Below are 21,857 nucleotides of genomic sequence, written 5' to 3' on the forward strand. Positions count from 1 at the left end.
GGCACGGTGTTGCGCCCGTGCCGGTTATGGGAGCCATGTCAGTTGCAGGCCGGCTTGGCGCTGTTGCAGGCATCGACCAGTTCGGCCGGCGGATCCTTGTGGAACACGGTCTTGTAGGATTCCAGCACGTTGGACTGCACCACCGGCAGCGACTGCACGCCGACCCAGGCTGGCGTCGGCTGACCGATCAGGGCCTTCATCATGGCAAGCGCCTCGGCGACACCCTGGTCATAGGGGCGCTGCGAGCCGGTCGCTTTGAGCGGACCGCCCTTGGCGATCTCGATGGCCGACTGCAGGCCGAGATCGACGGTTGTGATCGGGATATCGATGCCTTGAGCGCGCATCGACGACAGCGTGTCGAGCGCCGGCTGGTCCCAGACTGCGAACACGCCCTTGACGTCCGGATTGCCGGTGAGGAAGTCGCCGGCGATCTGCGACACTTTTGAGGGATCTGTGAAGTCGACCTGCTTCATGACGATGTCGGGCCGGTTCTTCTTCATCCACTCGCTGACGCCCTTGGTACGCTCGTTGGTGGAGAAATAGTCGACGCCGAAATTGACCAGCCCGATCGTGCCGCCCTTCGGCATGCAGGAGGCAAGGATCGTCGCCGCGATCTGGCCGTTGCCCTGGCTGTCGGCCGAGATCATCGAGGCAAAATCCTTCGGCGATTCAAGTCCGACCGGGATCGAGTCCATGAAGACGAGCTTGATGCCGGCCTCACCCACCTTCTTGTAGGTCGGCGCGGTGGCGGTGAAATCGACTGGAATAGAGATGATACCGTCAGGATGCTGCTGGATGGTGTTCTCGATATCGGCGATCTGCTTGTCGACCTGATACTCGGCCGAAGCGACGCCGGTGACCGTGACGCCGTATTTAGCCAGCGTCTCGCTGATGCCTTGCACCTGCAACTGCGACCAGTCGAGGTTGACCGTCTGCATCGAGATGCCGACCTTGAACTTGCCGGCCTTGACCTTGGCTGCCTCTTCGTCGGTCAATTTCAATTCATCAGGCGAGGCCGCCTTCTCGCCATGCGGGCCTTGACCGACGATACCCTTCGGCCCGAGCGTCGCAAGGTCGACGCTGGTGACGCAACCTTCGGCGGTTTGCGCAAAGCCTATCGATGTGGAAAGGGCGATCGCGCTGACGGCGATGCCGATGGAGCCGAGTATTGCAAGCTTGGTCATGATTCTCCTCCGTTGATTGTTCGACGTCCCTGTTGAATGCATTGCCTGCCGCCCTCGCCCTACCTCCTTGTGAATGCGACGGCGGCCACGATGATTGCTCCCTTGATGACGAGTTGCAGCGAGGAGCTGACGCCGAGCAGCACCAGTCCGTTGTTGAGCGTGCCGATGATGAGGCTGCCGAGCAGCGTGCCGAGCACGAAGCCGCGCCCGCCGAACAGGCTGCAGCCGCCAAGGATGACCGAGGCGATGACGTCGAGCTCCATGCCCTGCACGACATCGGGCCGCGCGGCATGCGAGCGCGCCGACAGGATGAGCGAGGCAAGCCCGGCCAGGGTGCCGGTGATGACGAAGGCAAGCGTCGTCACCTGCTTGATATGGACGCCGGAATAGCGCGCGGCGGTCGGATTGCCGCCGGCCGCATAGATGCGGCGTCCGTAGACGCTGTAATGCAAGAGCAGGATGCCGGCGACGGTCACGGCCAGCGTCCACAGGATCGGCGCCGGCACGCCGAGCACCGACCCCTCGCCGAAGATCTTGAAGTAGTATTCGTTGGTGATGATCACCGGCTTGGTGTTGGTGACCATCAGCGCCAGGCCGCGCGCGGCGCTGAGCGATCCAAGCGTGACCAGGAAGGACGGGATTTCCAGCCTGGTCGTGAGCAGCCCGTTGATCAGCCCGATCAGCGCGCCGGTCGCCAGTCCGGCCAGCGCGCCGAAGGCCCAGTTGTTGAAGACGAGGCTCATGGCGAGCGAGGCGGCCATGCCCGACAACGCCAGCGTCGAGGCGACAGAAAGGTCGATCTGCCTGGCGATGATGACGAAGGTCATGCCGACCGCGATGATCGAGACCAGCGCCGTCTGCCGGCCGATGTTGAGGAAATTGTCGATCGACAAGAACCATGGCGAGGCCAAGCTGAAGACGACCAGCATGACGACGAAGGCGACGTAAAGCATGTAGGGCCGCTCGCCCTTGATGAGATGCTGGAGGAGCGAGCGCTTCGCGCCCTGGCCGGCGGGAGCCGGCTGTGCGGCGGTTTGGGTATCGCTCATGCGGCGTGCTCTTCGGAAGGCTGCGAAAGCTGGATCATATGGTGGAGGTCCTCGGCGCTGCCGAGTTCGGCGCGGGCGATCGTCTTGACGATGCGGCCGTCGACGACGATGGAAACGCGGTCGCAAAGCTGCACCAGTTCGGGCAGATCCGAAGAGACCATCAAGACGCCGCTGCCGGCTGCCGCGGCATTGCGGATGACGCCATAGATCTCCTCGCGCGCGCCGACATCCACGCCGACGGTCGGCTCGTCGAGCAAAAGCACGCGCGGCACCGGCTGGTTCCATTTGCCGAACACCACCTTCTGCTGGTTGCCGCCGGACAGGTTCTTGACCGCGGTGGCGGCGTTTGGTGCGCGCACGCGCAGACGCTGCATGGCACTATCGGCTTGCTCGGCCGCCGACCGCCGCTCCAGCCACCCCATACGCGAGAAGTCGGGCAGCCTGGGCAGCGTCAGGTTGCGCTCGATCGAATGCTCGAGCACAAGGCCCTGCACCTGCCTGTCCTCCGGCACCAGTGCGATGCCGCGCGCGATCGCCGCCGCCGGATCGACGCCCTTGAGCGATTTGGCGTCGAGGCTCGCCTCCCCCGCCGCAACCGGGCGCAGGCCGAAGATCGTCTGCAGGATTTCGGTACGGCCGCTGCCGATCAGGCCGGCCAGTCCGTGGATCTCGCCGGCGCGCAATTCGAGATCGACGCGGTCGAGCCGGTCGTTGGAAACGCCACGCAGCCGCAGCACGGATTGGAACGGCGCGGAAGACGACGCGGCATCGCCGGCTTCCGCCACTGCCGTTTTCAGAACCGCGTGGTCCGGCCCGACGATCGCGCCGACAAGCTGACGCATATTGGTATCGGCGGTAACGAAGGTGCCGGCATTCTGACCGTCGCGAAACACGGTGACGCGATTGGAGATGCGGAACACCTCGTTCAGCCGGTGGGTGACATAGATAACGCCCACTCCGCGCGCAGCCGCCTTGCGGATCGCGTCGAACAGGATGCGCTCCTCGTCATCGGTCAGCGCCGATGTCGGTTCGTCGAGGATGAGCAGGCGCACATCGCCCATCAGCGCCTTGCAAATCTCGGTCATCTGCCGGTAGGCGAAGGGCAGCGAGCCCACCATGGCGCGCGGGTCGAGCGCGATGTTCTGCGCGCTGAGGAAGGCTTGCGCTTCGGCCAGCAATTGCCGCTTGCGCAGGAAACCGAAGCGGTTGCGCGGCTCGCGGCCGAGCAAAAGATTGTCGGCCACCGACAGCGATTCCACCAGGCTGAGATCCTGATAGACGACTGCGACGCCGGCCTGGCGCGACTGCGCCGGCGAAGAGAAACTCGCGGGCCTGCCGTCGATCTCGATCAAGCCGCCGTCATGGCCTTGCACGCCACTCAAGATCTTGATCAGGGTCGACTTGCCGGCGCCGTTCTCGCCGAGCAGCGCATGCACTTCTCCCGGCAGTACCGACAGGTTGACGCCGCGCAGCGCAATCACGCCGCCAAAGCGCTTGCGCACACCCTCGACGCGAAGCAAAGGCGCCGTGGCCGATGGCGAACCCGGTTCGATCATGACGCCCGCGTCTCCTCCTCCGGCGCCCCGTCGCCGAATCTGCCCCTTGAGACTTTTCTTACTTTTTTTGTGACTTTTCCATCAGGCTGGCGAAATGTCAAATCGCGACCACGCCTCAAAGCGCGTCGGGAGCGACATCGCCATGCTCGGTGATGATGGCGTCGAAGGCGCCGACCGGCGCGAAGTAGGCGCGCTTCAGCCTGCCGAACTTGCTTGAGTCGGCGACGAGGAAATTCTCGCGCGCCAGCCCCATCACCTTCTGCTTCACCACCGCCTCGTGGAAATGCTCGCAGGTCGCGCCGCGTTCGGCGTCGATGCCCGCGGCGGAGAGGAAAGCGGCGTTGATGCCGACGCTGCTCAATATGTCGAAGTCATGCGTGCCGGAAAAGGAGGCTGACGCCGGATGATAGACACCGCCCAGAACGATGGTTGTGACATTGGCCTTGCGCGTCAGGCGCTCCGCCACGTTCATGGCGTAACATATTGCAGTTATTTGATAATTGTCTGGTATCAGGTCAACGAGATGGACCAGCGTCGTGCCGCAATCGATGAAGATCGTCTCGTCGGGCCGGATCCTGCGCACCGCATTCAGGCAGGCCGCGCGCTTGGCCGCGGCATGGCTGTCGGCCGCGGTCGCAAGCTCGTAAGGGACATCCGCATCGATCTCGGCGGCGGCCAATATATGGCCGCCGAGATAGGCGATCTGGTCCTGGTTGGTGGCGATGTCGCGGCGCACTGTCATTTCGGAAACGCCGAGCAGGCTCGCGGCTTCGCTGAGATGGATGACGCGCCGCTCCGACAGCAGGTGCATCAGCCTTGCCGTCCTCTCCGCCTTGCGAACCGTCATTCCCAAGCCTGCCGATCACATTAAAATGTTAGGATTGTAACAGGCGTGACCGAGCAGTTGCAAGATGTGGGGCCAAGACGGCGGTGAGGCTTGAACGAGAAGCGCGTCGCTCAAGCGGCCAATCTCCCCCATCTGGGGAGATTGGCTGTCACCACGGGCTTCGCCAATCGCCCCTGGTCAATTCTTCGTCAGATAACCCGCCATGTTCGCCGGCGTGACCAACTCGAAGGGCACGTAGACCACACGGTCGACCTTCTCGCCCTTGGCCAGCGCAAGGGCCGCATCCACCCCGCCGCCGCCTTGGGCCTTGGCGTTCTGGAACACCGTCACCGCCAGATCGCCGGCCTGCATGAATTGGAGGCCGTCCTGCGTGGCGTCGATACCGCCGACGACGACGTTCTTCATGTCGACGCCGTTGGCCTTGAGCGCCAGGATGGCGCCGATGGCAGATTCGTCGTTGTTGGCGATGACTGCGTCGGGGGCCGGGCCGGCGGTCAGCCAGTTGGTCATCAGGTTCTGCGCATTGTCGCGCGACCATTCCGACGACTGCTTGTCGGTGACCTTGATGAAGTTGCACATGTCGGTCGCAAAGACCTGCTCGACATCCTTGGTGCGCTGGAGCGCCGCCTGATGCACCAGGCTGCCCATGACGATATAAGCGCTGGCGCCGGCCGCCTTGCCCTTGGCGCGCAGCATCTTGCAGACCTCGAAGGCTTCGAGCGTGCCGGACTCGGTTTCGTTCGAGCCGACATAGACCTGTTTCTCCGGCAGGTTCTTCATGTCGAAGGGTTCGAGATTGACGAAGACCAGAGGGATGCCGGCCTTGGCCGCCTCCTCGCTGATGGTCTTCGAGGCATTGGTGTCGACCAGCGTGACGACGATGGCGTCGACGCCCGAGGCGATGAAATTCTTCACCTGGTCGAGCTGCTTGGCGACGTCGTTGTGGGCGTCTTCGACCTGGATCTCGGCGCCTTTCTCCTTGGCACGGTCCTGCATGCCGTGCATCAGCAGCGTCTGGAAATTGTTGTCGAAGTCGACGATCGACACGCCGAGCTTGGCGGCGAAGGCGCCGGCGGGCATCAGCATCAAGGCGGCGAGCGCAGTCGAAAGCAGAAGTTTCTTCACGAGGTTCCTCCCTCTGGATCGGAGCGCCGGCTCGCCCCTCATCTTGTTCACCGGCCCTTGCGGGATGGCTGGCGAGTAACGTCTCGCGTGGCTGTCTTTGGGCAGTCGATGCTGTCCCTACTTCGCGGCGGCGTTGACGCGCGCGCGCTTCTTCTCGTAGCGCGCATCCATCAGCGCCTCGCCCTCCTTGCTGCCGTCGTGGAAAGTGCCGAACCACCGGTCGAACGGGATCAGGCCGTCGCCGTAGTTCACCTCGAAATATTTGTGGTGGAGGTAGTGGATGTAGGCGTGGCTATCGACGGCGCGATCCTCGGTCAGTTCGACCTTGTCGAAGCCGACATGACCGGGAATGGCGCCGAAGCCGGCATAGTGGAGCTGATAGAGGGCGAGCAGCGGATTGGACGGGATGATCAGGTGCCAGAAGGCGACGCCGAGATAGCCGAGCTGCTCGACCGGATGCATCGACAGCGACGACCAGGGCGACGGATTGACCGAATTGTGGTGCACCGAATGCACCCATTTGTAGAGCGGCCCCCAATGGATCGCCCGGTGCAGCAGGAAGAAATGCGTCTCGTGGATGATCGGCACCACCAGTGCCAGCAGGAACAGATAGACGGGGTGCTCGGCAAACGTCAGCCACGGCACGTAGCCATTGGCGTAGGCGTAGAGGATCGCCACCTCGATCGCTGTCCAGATCGGCATGCCGGTGCCGAAGGTGCGCAGCATGTTGTCGATGTTCTGGTTCTCGAAGAAGAACGCCTTGTTCTTGTGCTCCGAGGGCCATTTGCCGTTGTATTTGAAGCGGTTGCCCTGGGCTTTCAAAATGTAGAGTCGAAGCTCGAAAGCGCCGAAGAAGACCAGCAGCGCCGCGCAGTTGACGACGAACAGCCACAGGATCCAGCCGACCGACAGCGTCTTCATCGTCTCGGTGTCGGGCAGTACGTAGCGCCACCACAACACTGCGGTCAGCGCGAAGAGCAGGTTGTAGGGCAGGAAATAGCCCGGCAGCCATTTCAGCACCGCCAGCGGGCGCGGCGGAAAGACGAAGAGCGGCGCGGTGCCGGCCGGCTCGTTCGGCGCCCAGTCGCCGCGTTTGTTGCGCTTGCCGAATTCAAGATCGTCCATGGCGAGGTCTCACAGAGCTTGGGAAAGGGTGAGGAAACGGTCGTAGGCGGCATCGTCCATGTCCACCTGGTGTTTGGCTTCCGGATAGGTTCCGCCGGCGACATCGCGGCCGAAGGCGCGGAAAGCGGCGATGCGCTTTTCCTGCAGCTCGGCCTCCAGCGTGACGAAGTCGGCATAGCGTTTTGAGTGGCGCGGATAGTGGCCGGTATGGGTGCCGAGCACATCGCTTGAAAAGAGATATTGCGTGTCGCAGGCCGTGCCGCAGCCCATGCCCATGGTGATCAGTGGCGTCGAGCGGGTGATGTGCTCGGCGAGGCGCACCGGCACCACCTCGACCTCGATGCAGGCGGCACCCGCATTCTCCAGATCTTTAGCCGCGCGCAGCACCCTGAAGGCTTCTTCCGCCGTGCGGCCGACGGCGCGGAAATTCGTCCAGGTCGCGCGGTTCGGCACCAGGCCGACATGGCCGGTGACCGGGATGGCCTCGGCCGCCATGGCCTCGATGAAGCGCGGCGAATGCGAACAATAAACCGCGTCGGCGCCGCGCTTCATCATGGCGAAGCCCAGCCGCACCGCCTCCTCTGGCGAAGCGACCGCGCCATGCGGCATGCCGACGGAGAGGAAGGCGAAGGGCGCCGCCTGGCGGATCGCTTCCAGATTGTGATCGGGTTCGCAGGAAAGGATGACGATGTCGCAGGCGACCGCCGCGGCGGCCTCGGCCGGCGTGTCGACATGCAGTTGCAGCCATTTGCGGCTGCCCTTGGCGCTTTGCAAATCGTAGGCCGTCAGCCTTCTTGGCACCGATGATCCTCCCATTGGCGGGAGCATTGGCGTTGGAAAAATTCCCCCCACCCGGGTCGCGACCCCTCCCTCGTCTGGGAGAAGAAGCCGCCCGCGCTGGTGCCGCGCGGCGGCCGGATGAGGGGGAGAATTCCGATCGTCTCCCGGTCACCGCGAGCTAGCACCATGAAGGCGCCGATAGCTCGCTCTTCCTTGATCAAATCAGATCAAAGGTTCTCGGCGGTGAAGGTGACGAAGCGGATCGGCGGGTTTTCGACCGGCACATCGTGCAGGTTGAGCGCCGAGAGCACCAGGTCGATGGCGCGGCGCGCCTGCGCTTCCGGCGCCTGGTCGAGCACGACGTCCATGGTGCCGTCGCGCAACGCGCGCGCGCTGCGCTCGGTAAGCTCGTGGCCGACGAAGAATATCTCGCGACCACGCGGATGCTTGCGCAGCACCTCGTTCAGCGCGCTGTTGGCGCCGCCGGCATTGTAGAGGCCGGCAAGATCGGGCCAACGCTTCAGCGCCTCATGCAATTGCTCGGCGTTGCGGTCGCCGTCGTCGAAACCGAACAGGGCGGCGACCGGCTCGAAGTCGTGCCCCTCATCGATCAGGTAATCGAAGAAGCCGCGCACGCGGTCGCGATGACCCTGATAGATCTGGCTGTGCGAGATCGCCACCACCTTGCCCGGGCGCTTCTGCATGCGCGCCATCAAAAGCCCGGCCATGCGGCCGGCGGCGTAATTGTCGATGCCGACATAGGCGCCGGCCGTGCCCGAGATCCGGGTAACAATTTGCACCGTCGGAATCCTTTGCGCCTCCAGCTTGCGCAGGGCAGTGCTGACCAGCGGATGATCGGGCGCGGTGAGGATAAGGGCCGCGCGGCGATGCTCCGGCTCGAGGATGCGCCTGGCGATCTCGGCCGGGTTGGCTTCGTCGAGGAAGGTGCGGTGAACGGCAATCGCCCGGTCGAGCGACGCGGCGATGCGCTCGAAGGCGCGCGACAGCCGCGCGAAAAAGGTCGCGTCCGGCCGCATCATGATCACCTCGATGCGGATGACGCCGCGATGCGCTTCGGGAAGCCGGCGCGGGTAATCCAGCGACCGCGCCGCCGCCACCACCTTCTCCACCGTCGCCGGCCGCACCCCGCCCCTGCCGTTCAAGACGCGCTCGACGGTGGCGGTGCCGACGCCGGCGCGGCGGGCTATTTCGAGGAAGGTGGGTTTTGGAATGGGTGGGGCTCCTAGGGTTGGCGGGAGCCTAGCCCTTCTCGCCAAGGCCCTCAACGTCGCCTGCGGGACCGACAGTCCGTCCCGCCCAGCAGATGCCCCGTCGCAATTGTCCGAACGCCGACCGACCGGCACGAACCATGGCGTCGAACAGAGGCCCACCGACCGTCGAGGCCCGCCACGCTTCCTGCCTTTCCAGATAGGCGGCCAGCGCAATGTCGTGGCGCCCTGGCGTCACCGCGCCCTGCCCTTGTCGATCGTGCCGGCCGTCATCGTGCCAGATCGGCCATTCGGTTGGGTGCTGCACGGCGTCCTCCTGAAATCGGTCCTTCTGCGAACAATTTGCTCGATGGGCAGGCAGAAACGCGTGGGATCAGCGTGATTAAATCGTGAAAAAGACCGCACCGCGGAGATCGCGGTTGAAATACAGGCATCCACGCGAAAGAATTGCGCCATGCCAATGGCCGAGGCGATGTCCGATGACCGGGCCTCATCTTCATTTGTTGGGCGGTTTCGACTTTGCCGGAGCCGGCGGCGCCGCGCCGGCATTCAGCCGCAAGGCGCGCGCCATGATGGCCTACCTTGCGCTGCAGGCCGGCCATTCCCAGTCGCGCGAAAAGCTCGCCGGATTGTTGTGGGGCATCAACGGCGAGGCGCAGGCCCGCATGAGCCTCAGGCAGGCGGTGTCCTCGGTCAGGAAGGCGGTGCAGGCTTGCGGCGGCGGGCGGTTCGTGACCGAGGGCGCCGGCATCGTGCTCCATCTCGACGATTTCGATTTCGACGTCGCTCGGTTCGAGGCGCTGGCCGCCAGCGAGGAGCCTGAGGAGCTCGAACAGGCGCTCGTCGCTTACCGCGGCGACCTGCTCGACGGCTTTGCGCTCAAGGAAGAACCTTTCGAGGATTGGCTGCGGATCGAGCGCGAGCGGCTGCGGATGATGGCCATCGCGGCGCTGGACAGGCTTGTCGCGCATTACGCCAGGTCGGACGAACCGGCTGCCTGCATCAAGGCGGCCATGCGGCTGCTGGCAATGGAGCCGCTGCGAGAAGACGCCCACCGTGCCATGATGCGAAGCTATGCCACGCAAGGCCGCATCAGCCTGGCGTTGAAGCAGTACGAGTTCTGCCGTAACGCGCTGCAGCGCGAATTGCGGCTTATGCCTGAACCGGAAACGCGGGCGCTCTATGAGGAATTGCGGGCGCGCCGTGGCGTACCGACTGTCCGGTCCTCGACCTCCGGATCGTCGGAGGCTACGGCTGCCGCGGACGTGGCTTTTGATGGCGAGCCGGCGCCGACGACCCGCTATGTCAAATCGGCCGGCGTCAACATCGCCTATCAGGTGACCGGCGACGGGCCCGTCGACCTGCTCTATGTGCCGGGCTGGGTTTCCAATCTCGATCTTGCCTGGGGCTCGCCGCGGCTGGCGCATGTGATGAAGCGGTTGGGCAGTTTTTCGCGCTTGATCCGCATCGACAAGCGCGGCACGGGGCTATCCGATCGCAATGTCGGCCTGTCGACGCTGGAACAGCGCATGGAGGACGTGCGCGCCGTGCTGGACACGGCAGGTTCCGATCGCACCGTGCTGTTCGGCGGCTCCGAGGGCGGTCCGATGTGCATGCTGTTCGCCGCCACCTATCCCGAGCGTACGGCCGCGCTCGTGCTGACCGGCACCTATGCCAAGGGCGGCTGGTCGAAAGACTATCCGTGGGCGAGAACGCCCGAAGAGGTCAACGAGGACGTTGCCGCTGTCGAAAGGCAATGGGGGCAGCCGGCCGAGATGACCAACGCGGCGCCCAGCCTGATCGACAACATGGTCGAACGGGAGTGGTTCGGGGCATATCTGAGGAATTCGGCCTCGCCCGCCGATGCCATCGCGCTCTGGCGCTGGGGCACCGAAATCGACGTTCGCGACATCCTGCCGGCCATCCATGTCCCGACGCTGGTCATCCAGCGCAGTGGCGATCGCTGGGTGCGACCCGAGGAAGGACGCTATCTGGCGGCGCATATCGAGGGCGCCAGATATGTCGAGCTTGCCGGCAGGGATCACGTGATCTGGGGCGAGGACTGCGACCGTCTGGTCGACGAGATCAGGTCCTTCGTCACCGGCGCGCTGCCGACGGCGCCCGGTGAGCGCGTGCTGGTTTCGGTCCTGTCACTCGCCGTCGACGGCGTGATGTCCGTTGTAGATGGGTTCGAGCAGGTGGACGTTGCCATCGACGAGGAATTGCTGCTTGCCGGCGGCAGGGCGATCAGACGTACAGGCGGTAAGCTGGCCGCCGTCTTTCAGCGACCGACACGCTCCGTACAGTGCGCTATCGCGATCGGCACGCGCCTGAGACGGCTGGGCCTTGCATCTCGCGCAGCCATTCACATCGGCGAATGCGAGCCGCGCGGCGACGATCTCTCCGGCATCGCCATCGAGGTCGCCGCGCGGCTGCTTGACCATGCTCGGTCGGGCGAAATCATCGTTTCGCAAACCGTGCGGGATCTTGTCGTCGGCTCCGGCCTGGCATTCGAGGAACGCGGCGCGATGAAGGCAAGCGGACTGCCCGGCGTGCTCCAATTCCTTGCCGTGGCGGACGAGTCGCGCTGACCGGTCTCAGAACAAGAACGCCGCCGTGGCCGGGTCCGGACCCGTGCGGCCGCTCGATGAGTCCATCCCCCGGATCGTCGCCATATCGTCGGCGTCCAGCTCGAAGCCGAACACGTCGAAATTGCCGGCGATGCGGTCCTGGTTGACCGATTTCGGGATAACGACCAGCCCTTCCTGCAAATGCCAGCGGATGATCACCTGCGCCACCGACTTGCCATGCTTCTTGGCGATTTTCTCCAGCGTCGGGTCGGCGAGCAGCCGGCCGCTGCCCAGCGGGCTCCAGCTTTCGATGTGGATGTTGTGCTTCTTGTGGAAGTCTCTGCTGTCGCGCTGCTGGAAGCGCGGGTGCAATTCAATCTGGTTGACCACCGGCGCCACGCCGGTCTCGCCAATGATGCGCTCCAGATGGTCTTGGTTGAAGTTCGACACCCCGACCGACTTGATGCGGCCGCCCTTCTGCAGTTCGACCAGCGTCTTCCAGGCTTCGACATATTTGTCCTGGCTGGGTACCGGCCAGTGGATGAGGAAGAGATCGATCTGCTCGATGCCGAGCTTCTTCATCGTGTCGTCGAAGGCGCGAAGCGCGGCATCGCGCTGATGCGCGCCGTTGCGCAGCTTGGAGGTAATGAACAGCTCGCTCCGCGGCACGCCGGCGGAGCGGATCGCCTCGCCCACGCCTTCCTCGTTGCGGTAACCTTCGGCGGTGTCGATGAGACGGTAGCCGGCCTCGATGCCCCAGCGCACGACTTTCGCGGTGATGCCCGGATCGACCTGCCACACGCCGAGTCCGATCTGCGGGATGGTGGCGCCGTCGTTCAGTTTGAGTTGGTCGGGCATGGAGAATTCCTTATGCGGGAGGTGGTGGAGCCGTCTATGTAGGCTGCATGGCGGATAATGCGAGAGGATGACGGGGGAAAGGGCGGCCCGTGCAGGCCGATAGAGAAGGAGGATCGCACCATGCGGATCGGCATTCTGGGTTCGGGACTGATGGGCGGCAAGCTGGGCACCATTTTTGCCCGGGCAGGCCATCAGGTGACCTTCAGCTATTCGCGCCATCGCGAGACGCTGGAGCAACTGGCGCGGGACGCCGGGACGAATGCCAAGGCCGGCACGCCGGGCGAGGCCGCCAGCGATGCGGACGCCGTGCTGCTCGGCGTGCACTGGTCGCGTCTCGACGACATTTTCGCGCAGGCCGGCGACCTGGCCGGCAAGGTGGTGATCAACTGCTCGCTGCCGATGAATGCCCAAAATACCGAGCTTGTCATCGGCCGCACGACTTCGGCCGCCGAGGAATTGGCCAAGCGCCTGCCGCGGGCGCATATCGTCTCGGCTTTCGGCACGGTGCCGAGCGAAGTGTTTTTCGACGTCTTCGAAAGCAAGGACAGGAGCCAGCGGCCTAGCCTCGTCTATTGCGGCGACGATGCGCGCGCCAAGAGCATCACGGCGGAGCTGATCCGGGATGTCGGCTTCGATCCGGTCGACGCCGGCCCCTTGCGCATCGCGCGCTATGCCGAGCCGTTCACCATGCTGATCGCCCAGCTCGCTTACAACGGCGAGGACGGGCCGGAACTCGCCTATCGCTTCCAACGTTTTTGACCTCTTTCAGAACGGCTACACGGAGTCCGCATGCGTCCCAAAATCATCTGCCACATGGTGAGCTCGATCGACGGGCGCCTGCTGCCCGATCGATGGACGCCGCCCGCGGCCGGCATAGCGCGCGGCTGGCAGCATCGGCACTATGAGGCGGTGGCGGCGCGGCTCGACGCCGATGGCTGGATGGTCGGCCGCAAATCCATGCAGGAATTCGCCAAGGGAATCGCGCGAACCGCGACAGGCACCTCAGACACTCTGCGTGCGACACATGTCGCCGACCGCCGGGGCCGCGCCGTCGCCGTTGCAATCGACCCGCATGGCCGGCTGCACTACAGCCAGGACAATGCCGGCGGCGACCACATCATCGCGATTGTCGGCCAACAGGTCTCCGATGCCTATCTGGCCGAGCTACGCGCCGATGGCGTTTCGTACCTCTTCGCGGGTGAAGACGGCACCGACCTGCGCGAGGCGATGGATGTGTTGGGCGACGCCTTCGGCATCGAGACCATCCTGCTCGAAGGCGGCGGTATCACCAACGGCACCTTCTTGAAGGCCGGGCTGATCGACGAGATCAGCCTGCTCGTCTATCCCGGCATCGACGGGCTGGCGGGCGTGCCGAGCATTTTCGAATTCCTGGGCGCCGTCGACGACCACCCGGCTGCCGGCAAGGCGCTCCGGCATTTCGGCACGGAGACGCTGGAAGGCGGCGTGGTGTGGCTGCGGTACAAGCTGGAAGCGGCGGCGTAGGCGAGGCTAGCCGGCCTTCTTTGCCCCGAACCGCAGCCCATCCATCAACAGCTTTACCAGCCGCCCGGACCGCGCGCGCCAGTCCGGCGTGTTCGGCGCCGAGTAGATGCCGCCCAGCGCATGCATGACATCGGACGCGTCGACATCGGCGCGGATTTTTCCTGTGGCGGCGGCGGCTTCGATTAAACCTCGCATTGCGCCAGAGACGCGGCCGGAGGTGTCGGAGAACAGCGTCGAGTTGGTGGTAAGCAGCAGACGAAGGCTGGTGGCAAGGCCGCGCTTGGTGGCAATGTAGTCGACGAAGCGCTGCATCCAGAGCTCCAGCGCGACATCCGCGGGATGGTCTCGCGCGAGTTCCTCGGCGGCGTGGCAGAGCCCTTCCACCTCGCGACGGTAGACGATTTCGACCAGATGCTCGCGTGTCGGAAAATGCCGGTAGAGCGTGCCGATGCCGACCCCTGCCCGCTTGGCGATCTCTTCCAGCGAGGCGTCGACGCCGTCAGTTGCGAAGGCCTGCGCCGCCACCTCGACCAGCCTGTCGCGGTTGCGCTGAGCGTCGGCGCGCAACGGCTTTTGCGCTGGCGCATCTCGCGTCGCTTCAACGGTCATTTCAGGCTCGGGCACTTTTTTCTCCACCAACGCAATATGGGGGGTTGAACCATGGCTGGCCAGACCCCAGTTAAATAAACGGAGGCACCTCCGCTTTAGTGGAGTGCTTTTATCATATAACCAGGGGAAGCGGTATGTCACGTGTTGAAGGACGAGAAGCTTGCCTTGGGCGCTGGAGCGCGGGGCCTTTTGCGGCGTCTGTGGTTGGCGAACCCGCTTTTGACTTCGTCATCCTAGGGCGAAGCAAGGAGCGAAGCGACGCGGCGCAGACCCTAGGATCCATGCCATACCCTGCGAGCGCGGCTACGGTGCGGAATTCTGGCCCGCTGCGATCCTCGGCAAACGTCACGGCATGGATCCTCGGGTCAAGCCCGAGGATGACGACCGCGAAGGTTGGCAGGACAGCGCCCCCCTCTGCCCTGCCGGGCATCTCCCCTACAAGCTGGGAGATTAGCAGCTTCGCCGCCCGCGCTCTCCTCCAGCCGCTACCCTTGCCCCTCACCTACCAAGCCCCATTTCCATCCGCTTAAGCGTCCAGCAATCGGAGCCCGACGCCGCCATGACCGACATAATGCACGACCAAGTCACCATCAGTCCCACCACCCTTTCCATCCATCTCACCATCAACGGCCGCGACCACGCGCTCGACATCGAGCCGCGTGTGACGCTGCTCGATGCGCTGCGCGAGCGGCTGGCGCTCACCGGCACCAAGAAAGGCTGCGACCATGGCCAGTGCGGCGCCTGCACCGTGCACGTCGACGGCGAGCGCGTGCTCGCCTGCTTGACGCTGGCGGCGCAAGTCGAAGACCGCGAAATCACCACCATCGAGGGGCTGGCCGACGAGGACGGCACGCTGCACGCCGTGCAGGCCGCTTTCCTCGAGCAGGATGCCTTCCAGTGCGGCTATTGCACGCCCGGGCAGATCATGTCGGCGGTGGCCTGTATCCGCGAGGGCCATGCCGGCTCCGACGAGGAGATCCGCGAATATATGGCCGGGAATCTCTGCCGCTGCGGCGCCTATCCGCACATCGTCGCCGCCGTCCGCCAGGCCGCAAAGGAGCTGCGTCCATGAGAGATTTTTCCTACCTTCGCGCCGACACGATCGAGGCCGCGCGCAATGCATCGGCCCTGCCCGGCGCCATGCTGCTTGCCGGCGGCACGACGCTGGTCGATCTCGCCAAATGCGGCGTCGCTGAACCCTCCACCGTCATCGACATCAGCCATATCGACGGGCTCAACACCATCGACATCACGCCTGAGCGCGCGGTGATCGGCGCCTTGGCCAAGATGAGCCATGTCGCCGACAACGTAGAGGTGAAGAGCCGCTTCCCGGCTGTCTCGGAAGCGCTCTGGCAGGCCGCCTCGGCGCAGTTGCGCAACATGGCGACCATCGGCGGCAATCTGATGCAACGCACGCGCTGCCCCTACTTTCGCGATCCGCAGAACTTCCCTGCCTGCAACAAGCGTGCGCCGGGCAGCGGTTGCTCGGCGATCGGTGGTGTGACGCGCGGCCATGCGGTGCTTGGCGTGAGCGAGGCCTGCATCGCCACCTATCCGGGCGACCTGGCCATAGCGCTCGTCGCCTTCGACGCCGAGGTGCATCTCGGCGAGCGCAAGCTCAAGGTCGAGGATTTCTTCCTGGCGCCCGGCGCCACCGCCGAGCGCGAGCACGACATCCGCCCCGGCGAAGTGATCACGGCAATTGAGATCCCGGGCTCGGCCGCGGCGCGGCGCTCGACCTACATCAAGGTGCGCGACCGCCAGTCCTATGAATTCGCGGCGGCAAGTGCCGCCGTCGGGCTGGAGCTGGAAGCCGACGGCCGCACCATCCGCGACATCCGCGTCGCGCTCGGCGGCGTCGCAACCAGACCGTGGCGGGCGCGCGCTGTCGAGGACACGCTCAGAGGCAAGGCGCTCGACGAACACATCGTGCGCGAGGCCTGCGAACTTGCCATGCAAGGCGCCGTCGACCACGGCGCCAATCACTACAAAATCGCGCTGGCGCCGCGCGTGGCCGCGCGCGCCATCCTCAAATTGGGAGAGACGGCATGACCGCTCATGACATGAAACACGCCGGCTCCGACAGCGCGCGGCTGGAAGCCGTTGGCGGAAGGCTGTCGCGCGTCGACGGCCCGGCCAAGATCACCGGTGCTGCCCGCTACGCCTTCGAACAGCAGCTCGACGGGCTGACGCATGCGGTGCTGGTCGGCGCGACGATTGCCGCCGGCAAGGTGGCAGCCATCGACAGCCGCGCGGCCGAGACGGCGCCGGGCGTGCTTGCCGTGCTGACGCCGGACACGATCATGGAGCTGAAAGGCGCGTCCGACTGGCTGGGCAACCCGCCGGCAAAGCCGACCTACGGCCCCCTCGCCCGCGAGGTCACCTATTCCGGCCAGCATATCGCGGCCGTGGTGGCCGAGACCTTCGAGCAGGCGGTCGCGGCGGCGGGACTGGTCAAGGTGACCTATGACGAGACGCCGGCGATCGTCGATCTCAGCGACGGCAAGGCCGGCGACGGGATCCCGATCGACATGATGACCAAGGAATGGGGCGACGCTCAAGGCGCCTTTGCCGCGGCGCCCGTGCGCATCTGCGCGGCCTACAACACGCCGCGCGAATTCCAGGCGGCGATGGAGCCGCATGGGCTGATCGCACGCTGGCAGGGCGACGAGCTCACCATCTGGGAGCCCAGCCAATGGCTCGACGGCATGGCGCGTACCTATGCCGAATGGTTCGCCATCCCCTTCGAGAATGTGCGACTAGTCTCGCCCTATATCGGCGGCGGTTTCGGCTCAAAAGCGCTGGCGCTCGCCCACAGCGCGGTGGCCGCCGCGGCTGCGAAGATGCTCAACCGGCCGGTGAAGCTGGTGCTCAATCGCCCGCAGAATTTCACCTCCTATGGCGGCCGCGCCGCGACGCGACAGACGGTGGCGATCGGTGCCGACAAGGACGGCAAGATCCAGTCGATCGTGCATCGCGGCGTCAACGAGACGGCGGTCGACGGCATGTGGGTCGAGCCGCTCGGATCCGTCACCTCGATCATGTACGCGACGCCGAATTTCTCCTCGAAGCAGAATGTCGTGCGGGTCAACACGGTCGTGCCTGGCGCCAAGCGCGCTCCGGGCGAGAATCCTTCAGCCTTCGGCATCGAAAGCGCCATCGACGAGCTTGCCTATGAGCTCGGGCTGGATCCGCTGGAGATGCGGCTAATCAACTATGCCGAGGAGGACCCGCAGGTGAAAAAGCCTTGGTCGACCAGGCAATTGCGAGAAGCCTTCGCCGTCGGCGCCGAAGCCTTCGGCTGGGCGAAGCGCTCGCCTGCGCCGCGCTCGATGCGCGACGGTCGCCAGTTGATCGGCTGGGGCATGGCGGCCGGCACCTATCCGGTGCGGCGCGCGCATGGCGAGGCGGTGGTGAAGATCATGGCCGACGGTTCGGTCGAGGTCGAAAGCTCCTCCATCGACATGGGCCAGGGCACCTACACCATCCTGGCGCAGACCGCCGCAGAGACGCTCGGCGTGCCCGTCGAGCAGGTGTCGGTGAAGCTCGGCGACTCGCATTTTGCCCGCGCCGGCGTCACCGGCGGCTCGCGGCTTGCCGGGGTCATGACCGGCGCCGTCTACAAGGCGGCCGGACAGGCGCTGGACGAGTTGATCGGGCTCGCGCTGTCCGACCCACGCTCGCCCTTCCAGAAGGTCCAGGCGAACACGCTGTCGGTGAAGGACGGCCGCATCGCATCGCCGCGCGGCGACGGACCGGACCTGTCGATCGCCGAGCTGATGAGCGCCATCGGTCGCGAGAAGATCGAGGCGAAGGGCGACACCATGCCGGCGAGCACGACGCCGGAGGAGCGCTACAAGAACTACACCACCATCGCCATGTCGATCCCGCACACCGAAGGCAATTATTCGCGCCATTCCTGGTGCGCGCATTTCGTCGAGGTCAGGGTGGACGAAGACTTCGGCACGGTGCGCGTGTCGCGCGTGGTGTCGGCGCTGGATTCAGGCCGGCTCTACAACCCGAAACTGGCGGAGAGCCAGTGGAAAGGCGGCATCATCATGGGCATCGGCCAGGCGCTGCTCGAGGAAGGCATCGTCGACCGCCGCCACGGCCGCATCGTCAACGGCAATTTCGCCGATTACATGCTGCCGACCAATGCCGACATCCCGGATATCCAGACCATCTCGGTGGGCATTCCCGATCCACACTCCTCGGCGCTCGGCGGCAAGGGCGTCGGGGAACTCGCCATCGTCGGCATCGCGCCGGCGATTGCCAACGCGGTGTTCCACGCGACGGGGAAAAGGGTGCGGGATCTTCCGATCACGCTGGAGAAGTTGATTTAGTGCCGGCGCCCGATCGGCCTCACGCAATCCGCAACCCAGCGCCGTCCGTGCCCGGCGCCAGCTTTGTCGCGTCGCGGCCGGCGGCCTTGGCGGCGTAAAGCGCTTCGTCGGCGCGCAGGATCAGTTCGGTCGGGATGCGGCGGGCGCCTGGGCCGCTGGTCGCGACGCCGATGCTGATGGTGACGAGCTTGCGCTCGCTGCTCTCGTGCACCAGCGCCTGTTCGCGCACCGCAGCGCGCAGATTGTCGGCGACGCGCACCGCGCCGGCGGCCGTCGTGTCCGGCAGGATGATTGCGAATTCCTCCCCGCCATAGCGCGCCACGAAATCGGCGGTGCGCGTGCGCTGGCGCAGGCAGTCGGCGATTCGGCGCAAGCATTCGTCCCCGGCCAGATGCCCGTAATGATCGTTATAGGCCTTGAAGGAATCGACATCGATCAGGAGCAGCGCCACTTCCCGGTCGGTATCCGCTACCTTGGCCAGCGCCTGATCGAAGGCGCGGCGGTTGCCGACGCCGAGCAGCGGATCGGTGTTGGCAAGCTCCGCCAACTGGTTGGAGAGCGTGGTGAGCTCGCCCTCGGTGCTTTTGATCTGGGTGATGTCGGACACGACCACCAGAGCTAGGCCGGCCTGCGTCGGCCGGGTGCGCAGCATCAGCCAGCGGCCGTCGAAGAGCTTGATCTGCTGCTCGCCGGTCACGTGCAGCGTGGCGAGCACGCTGTCGATCCATTTCTTTTCCTGGCCCTTGGGAATGCCGACCTGCTCGCCGGTCACCGTCACCGCCTCCAGTATGTCCCTCAGCCTGGTGCCGGGCGTGCGCAGGTCGCCCGTCAGCGGGAAGAAGTCGCGGTAGCGTTCGTTGCAGAACACCAGCGTGCCCTCGCCGTCGAACATGGCAAGCCCGTCCGACATTTCCGACAGCGCGAAGGAGAGCTGGTTCTTGGCCTCCAGCAGGGCCTGCTCGAGTTGCTTTTGGGCGGTGATGTCGCGCGTGACACCGACGAGGCCGATGATGTTGCCGTCGACATCGTGCAAGGGCGTCTTCGAGCTGGCAAACCAGCGTATGCTGCCTTGCCCGTCGGTCACCTGCTCTTCGAAATCGCTCAGCGCCTCGCCCGATTTCAGCATCCGCTGCTCGACCCCGAACAGGATGCGGGCACGGGCCTGGTCGGTCAGGTCGAAATCGGTCTTGCCGGTCATCTGGACCGGGTGATCGTAGCCGTTATAGGTGGCGACCGCCCTGTTGACGGCGACGAACTGGCTGCGCGTGTTCTTGACGTAATAGAAGTCCGGCGCCTGCGCGAGCGCCGCGCGCAGCAGGTCGCGCTCCTTGGCAAGAAGCTGGGTATGCAGCACGACCAGCCCCGCCACGGCGGTCGCCACGATGTTCAGCACAATGAGCGGCAGGATGAGGCGGATATCGGAGACGGCCGGATGCGGCAGCACCGCCAGCGGCAAAAGAAGCGACAGGCCGACGCCGACCGCGAACAGCAGCACCTGGACAACCAGCGGCGACCCACGGCCGATGAGCCGATGGGCGGCGACGCCGGCGAAGACCGCAATCGTTATGCCCATCACACCGCCGACCAAGCCCTGTCCGCCTATCGCCATGCGATATCCGAGCGGGAAGGCCGCGGCCACCAGAGCGCCTGGCAGGCCGGCGAACAGGCCGGCCGTCGCGACCAGCGAGGTTCTCAGATCCACCAGAACGCCGGGCTCGATCTCGACGGTCAAAAGCATCGAGGCCAGCGCGCCCCAGCCCATGATGCAGCCGAAAAGGAGCAGCCGAACCCGTTGCGAACGCCCTTCCAGCCAGGGTTGCACATAGTTCCAGCCGGAGACGAACAGCGCCACCGCAGCGAGATTTGCCATCAGATGCTGCCACATGGCGCCGATGAGGACCTCCGATCAAGGCCACTAAAAGCACCAGAAAAGTTGTTTGTGGGTTAAAGGGCCACCTGCGGTTGGCTTATGGTTGCAGAATGGCAAACGAGGGAAGCGAGAGGCCGACGTCTCAGAAACCCGTCTAATCCGTATTGCTGGGAACCCGGCGGCTGGAACTGCGTTCTGGCGCTCATGGATGAGCTCGTTGAACGTTTCGGACAGCAGACATTGCTGCCGTTTTCGGTGATATCCGCCAGACTGTTATTGGCGGCGATCTTGGGGTCACTGGTTGGCCTGGAGCGCGAATGGCGTAACAGACCGGCCGGGCTTAGAACGCACATCCTTATTTGCGTGGCGACGGCTCTGATTGCCATTCTGGCCATCGAGATCACCCACCTCCATATCTTTGACGGTCAAGAAATCGCGATCGATCCGATCCGCTTGATCGAGGCCACGACTGCCGGTGTCGCGTTCCTGGCGGCGGGGATAATCTTCTTTTCCAAGGGCGAAGTTCAGGGGCTTACTACCGGCGCAGGGATGTGGCTTGCCGGCGCCGTCGGCCTGGCGGTCGGGCTCGGCTTTTGGCAAATCGCAATTCTAGGCACCGTGCTCGCTCTCATCGTGCTCGGGCTGCTGCAGTTGGTGCAAGTCCCCTCGAAGGACAAATAATCGCTCAAGGCCGAAGTTCCGAAGCCCGTAGCACGCTTGGCTCGATCTCAAATCAGGCAAGTGAGGATTGGCGCTGCAGATTGGCCTAATGGACAGAGCGGATTTCGAATACCGGCGGCAAGCACTAGAACGGTCCGGCTCGTGACTGGTAGCGCCCGAGCCGGACCGGTTCATCATCAGTAGCCGGTGCCGCCCTCGACCACGACCGGACGGTGATGCCGATGCTGAATGGAGCCGGTGACGGTCACGCTATCCGGGCGATGATGGCGATGCCAGTGGCGGCGGCCGTGATCATAGAAGGCGACCGTGCCGTGGTGGCGATGATGGAGGCGGTGACCCTCGTCATTGATGATCACGGCGGATCGGTGATGATGATGGTGCCGGTGATGGGTGCCGATGACGATCTGCGCCTCGGTCGCGGAAGCGATTGTCGGTGCGGCAACGCAAAGCACCAATGCAGCGAAAAGCACTGTTTTCATTGTACTATTCCTATCTTTTTGGAAAGATCCCTTCGCCGGAATAAATTGC

General features: G+C 64.7%; 20 protein-coding genes. 7 read left to right on the forward strand and 13 right to left on the reverse strand.

Annotation, left to right across the window (positions count from 1 at the left end; genetic code table 11):
- Positions 1 to 38: 38 nt before the first annotated feature.
- The 9 genes from FJ988_RS27510 to FJ988_RS27550 all read right to left on the reverse strand — a co-directional run bounded on the left by FJ988_RS27510 (position 39) and on the right by FJ988_RS27550 (position 9,202).
- The gene (locus FJ988_RS27510) at positions 39 to 1,184 is read right to left on the reverse strand and encodes a substrate-binding domain-containing protein (protein WP_140821934.1); all 1,146 of its coding nucleotides are present in this window, start codon (positions 1,182 to 1,184) and stop codon (positions 39 to 41) included.
- 59 nt (positions 1,185 to 1,243) lie between these two features.
- On the reverse strand, positions 1,244 to 2,233 hold the full coding sequence (locus FJ988_RS27515; RefSeq protein ID WP_140821936.1) for an ABC transporter permease: 990 nt from the start codon (positions 2,231 to 2,233) through the stop codon (positions 1,244 to 1,246).
- A complete protein-coding gene (locus FJ988_RS27520; protein ID WP_140821938.1) occupies positions 2,230 to 3,789 on the reverse strand; it encodes a sugar ABC transporter ATP-binding protein in 1,560 nt (519 codons plus the stop codon). Before FJ988_RS27520 ends, FJ988_RS27515 begins: the two co-directional genes overlap by 4 nt.
- Before the next feature lie 115 nt (positions 3,790 to 3,904).
- A complete protein-coding gene (locus tag FJ988_RS27525; protein WP_140821940.1) occupies positions 3,905 to 4,636 on the reverse strand; it encodes a DeoR/GlpR family DNA-binding transcription regulator in 732 nt (243 codons plus the stop codon).
- 177 nt (positions 4,637 to 4,813) lie between these two features.
- Entirely contained in the window at positions 4,814 to 5,761 is a 948-nt protein-coding gene (locus tag FJ988_RS27530; RefSeq protein ID WP_140821942.1) for a substrate-binding domain-containing protein, read from the reverse strand.
- A gap of 117 nt (positions 5,762 to 5,878) precedes the next feature.
- Positions 5,879 to 6,886, reverse strand: coding sequence for a sterol desaturase family protein (locus FJ988_RS27535; protein ID WP_140821945.1), 1,008 nt, complete (start codon positions 6,884 to 6,886; stop codon positions 5,879 to 5,881).
- A 9-nt stretch (positions 6,887 to 6,895) separates the two neighbouring features.
- On the reverse strand, positions 6,896 to 7,687 hold the full coding sequence (locus FJ988_RS27540) for a 3-methyl-2-oxobutanoate hydroxymethyltransferase (protein WP_140821947.1): 792 nt from the start codon (positions 7,685 to 7,687) through the stop codon (positions 6,896 to 6,898).
- Between the two features lie 206 nt (positions 7,688 to 7,893).
- On the reverse strand, positions 7,894 to 8,898 hold the full coding sequence (locus FJ988_RS27545; RefSeq protein WP_140822095.1) for a LacI family DNA-binding transcriptional regulator: 1,005 nt from the start codon (positions 8,896 to 8,898) through the stop codon (positions 7,894 to 7,896).
- A 28-nt stretch (positions 8,899 to 8,926) separates the two neighbouring features.
- On the reverse strand, positions 8,927 to 9,202 hold the full coding sequence (locus tag FJ988_RS27550; protein WP_140821949.1) for a hypothetical protein: 276 nt from the start codon (positions 9,200 to 9,202) through the stop codon (positions 8,927 to 8,929).
- A gap of 172 nt (positions 9,203 to 9,374) precedes the next feature.
- On the opposite strand from FJ988_RS27550, the gene FJ988_RS27555 reads away from it, so the two are divergent.
- Positions 9,375 to 11,486, forward strand: coding sequence for an alpha/beta fold hydrolase (locus tag FJ988_RS27555; protein ID WP_140821951.1), 2,112 nt, complete (start codon positions 9,375 to 9,377; stop codon positions 11,484 to 11,486).
- Between the two features lie 6 nt (positions 11,487 to 11,492).
- On the opposite strand, the gene FJ988_RS27560 is transcribed toward FJ988_RS27555, so the two are convergent.
- Complete coding sequence (locus FJ988_RS27560; RefSeq protein WP_140821953.1) at positions 11,493 to 12,323, reverse strand: aldo/keto reductase; 831 nt, start codon at positions 12,321 to 12,323, stop codon at positions 11,493 to 11,495.
- 120 nt (positions 12,324 to 12,443) lie between these two features.
- On the opposite strand from FJ988_RS27560, the gene FJ988_RS27565 reads away from it, so the two are divergent.
- On the forward strand, positions 12,444 to 13,082 hold the full coding sequence (locus FJ988_RS27565) for an NADPH-dependent F420 reductase (protein ID WP_140821955.1): 639 nt from the start codon (positions 12,444 to 12,446) through the stop codon (positions 13,080 to 13,082).
- A gap of 30 nt (positions 13,083 to 13,112) precedes the next feature.
- Positions 13,113 to 13,826 (forward strand): dihydrofolate reductase family protein, encoded by a 714-nt coding sequence (locus tag FJ988_RS27570; protein WP_140821957.1) that lies wholly within the window; start codon positions 13,113 to 13,115, stop codon positions 13,824 to 13,826.
- 6 nt (positions 13,827 to 13,832) lie between these two features.
- Here the strand turns inward: FJ988_RS27570 and FJ988_RS27575 are convergent, their stop codons facing one another.
- On the reverse strand, positions 13,833 to 14,435 hold the full coding sequence (locus FJ988_RS27575) for a TetR/AcrR family transcriptional regulator (RefSeq protein ID WP_140822097.1): 603 nt from the start codon (positions 14,433 to 14,435) through the stop codon (positions 13,833 to 13,835).
- A 559-nt stretch (positions 14,436 to 14,994) separates the two neighbouring features.
- Between FJ988_RS27575 and FJ988_RS27585 the strand changes: the two genes are divergently transcribed.
- The 3 genes from FJ988_RS27585 to FJ988_RS27595 are packed head-to-tail and all read left to right on the forward strand — an operon-like array spanning position 14,995 to position 18,778.
- The gene (locus tag FJ988_RS27585; protein ID WP_246688672.1) at positions 14,995 to 15,507 is read left to right on the forward strand and encodes a (2Fe-2S)-binding protein; all 513 of its coding nucleotides are present in this window, start codon (positions 14,995 to 14,997) and stop codon (positions 15,505 to 15,507) included.
- Positions 15,504 to 16,487, forward strand: a complete 984-nt coding sequence (locus FJ988_RS27590) for a xanthine dehydrogenase family protein subunit M (RefSeq protein WP_140821960.1) — start codon at positions 15,504 to 15,506, stop codon at positions 16,485 to 16,487. The genes FJ988_RS27585 and FJ988_RS27590 overlap by 4 nt, the downstream gene beginning before the upstream one ends.
- Positions 16,484 to 18,778: a xanthine dehydrogenase family protein molybdopterin-binding subunit gene (locus FJ988_RS27595; protein ID WP_140821962.1), complete on the forward strand. Its 2,295-nt coding sequence runs from the start codon at positions 16,484 to 16,486 to the stop codon at positions 18,776 to 18,778. Before FJ988_RS27590 ends, FJ988_RS27595 begins: the two co-directional genes overlap by 4 nt.
- A 19-nt stretch (positions 18,779 to 18,797) precedes the next feature.
- Here FJ988_RS27595 and FJ988_RS27600 read toward each other — a convergent pair whose 3' ends face one another.
- Entirely contained in the window at positions 18,798 to 20,648 is a 1,851-nt protein-coding gene (locus FJ988_RS27600; RefSeq protein WP_181183691.1) for a diguanylate cyclase, read from the reverse strand.
- 204 nt (positions 20,649 to 20,852) lie between these two features.
- Between FJ988_RS27600 and FJ988_RS27605 the strand changes: the two genes are divergently transcribed.
- Positions 20,853 to 21,329: an MgtC/SapB family protein gene (locus FJ988_RS27605; RefSeq protein ID WP_140821966.1), complete on the forward strand. Its 477-nt coding sequence runs from the start codon at positions 20,853 to 20,855 to the stop codon at positions 21,327 to 21,329.
- Between the two features lie 176 nt (positions 21,330 to 21,505).
- Here FJ988_RS27605 and FJ988_RS27610 read toward each other — a convergent pair whose 3' ends face one another.
- On the reverse strand, positions 21,506 to 21,808 hold the full coding sequence (locus tag FJ988_RS27610; protein ID WP_140821968.1) for a hypothetical protein: 303 nt from the start codon (positions 21,806 to 21,808) through the stop codon (positions 21,506 to 21,508).
- Positions 21,809 to 21,857 lie beyond the last annotated feature (49 nt).

Source organism: Mesorhizobium sp. CU3 (assembly GCF_006442965.1).
Taxonomy (GTDB): Bacteria; Pseudomonadota; Alphaproteobacteria; order Rhizobiales; family Rhizobiaceae; genus Mesorhizobium.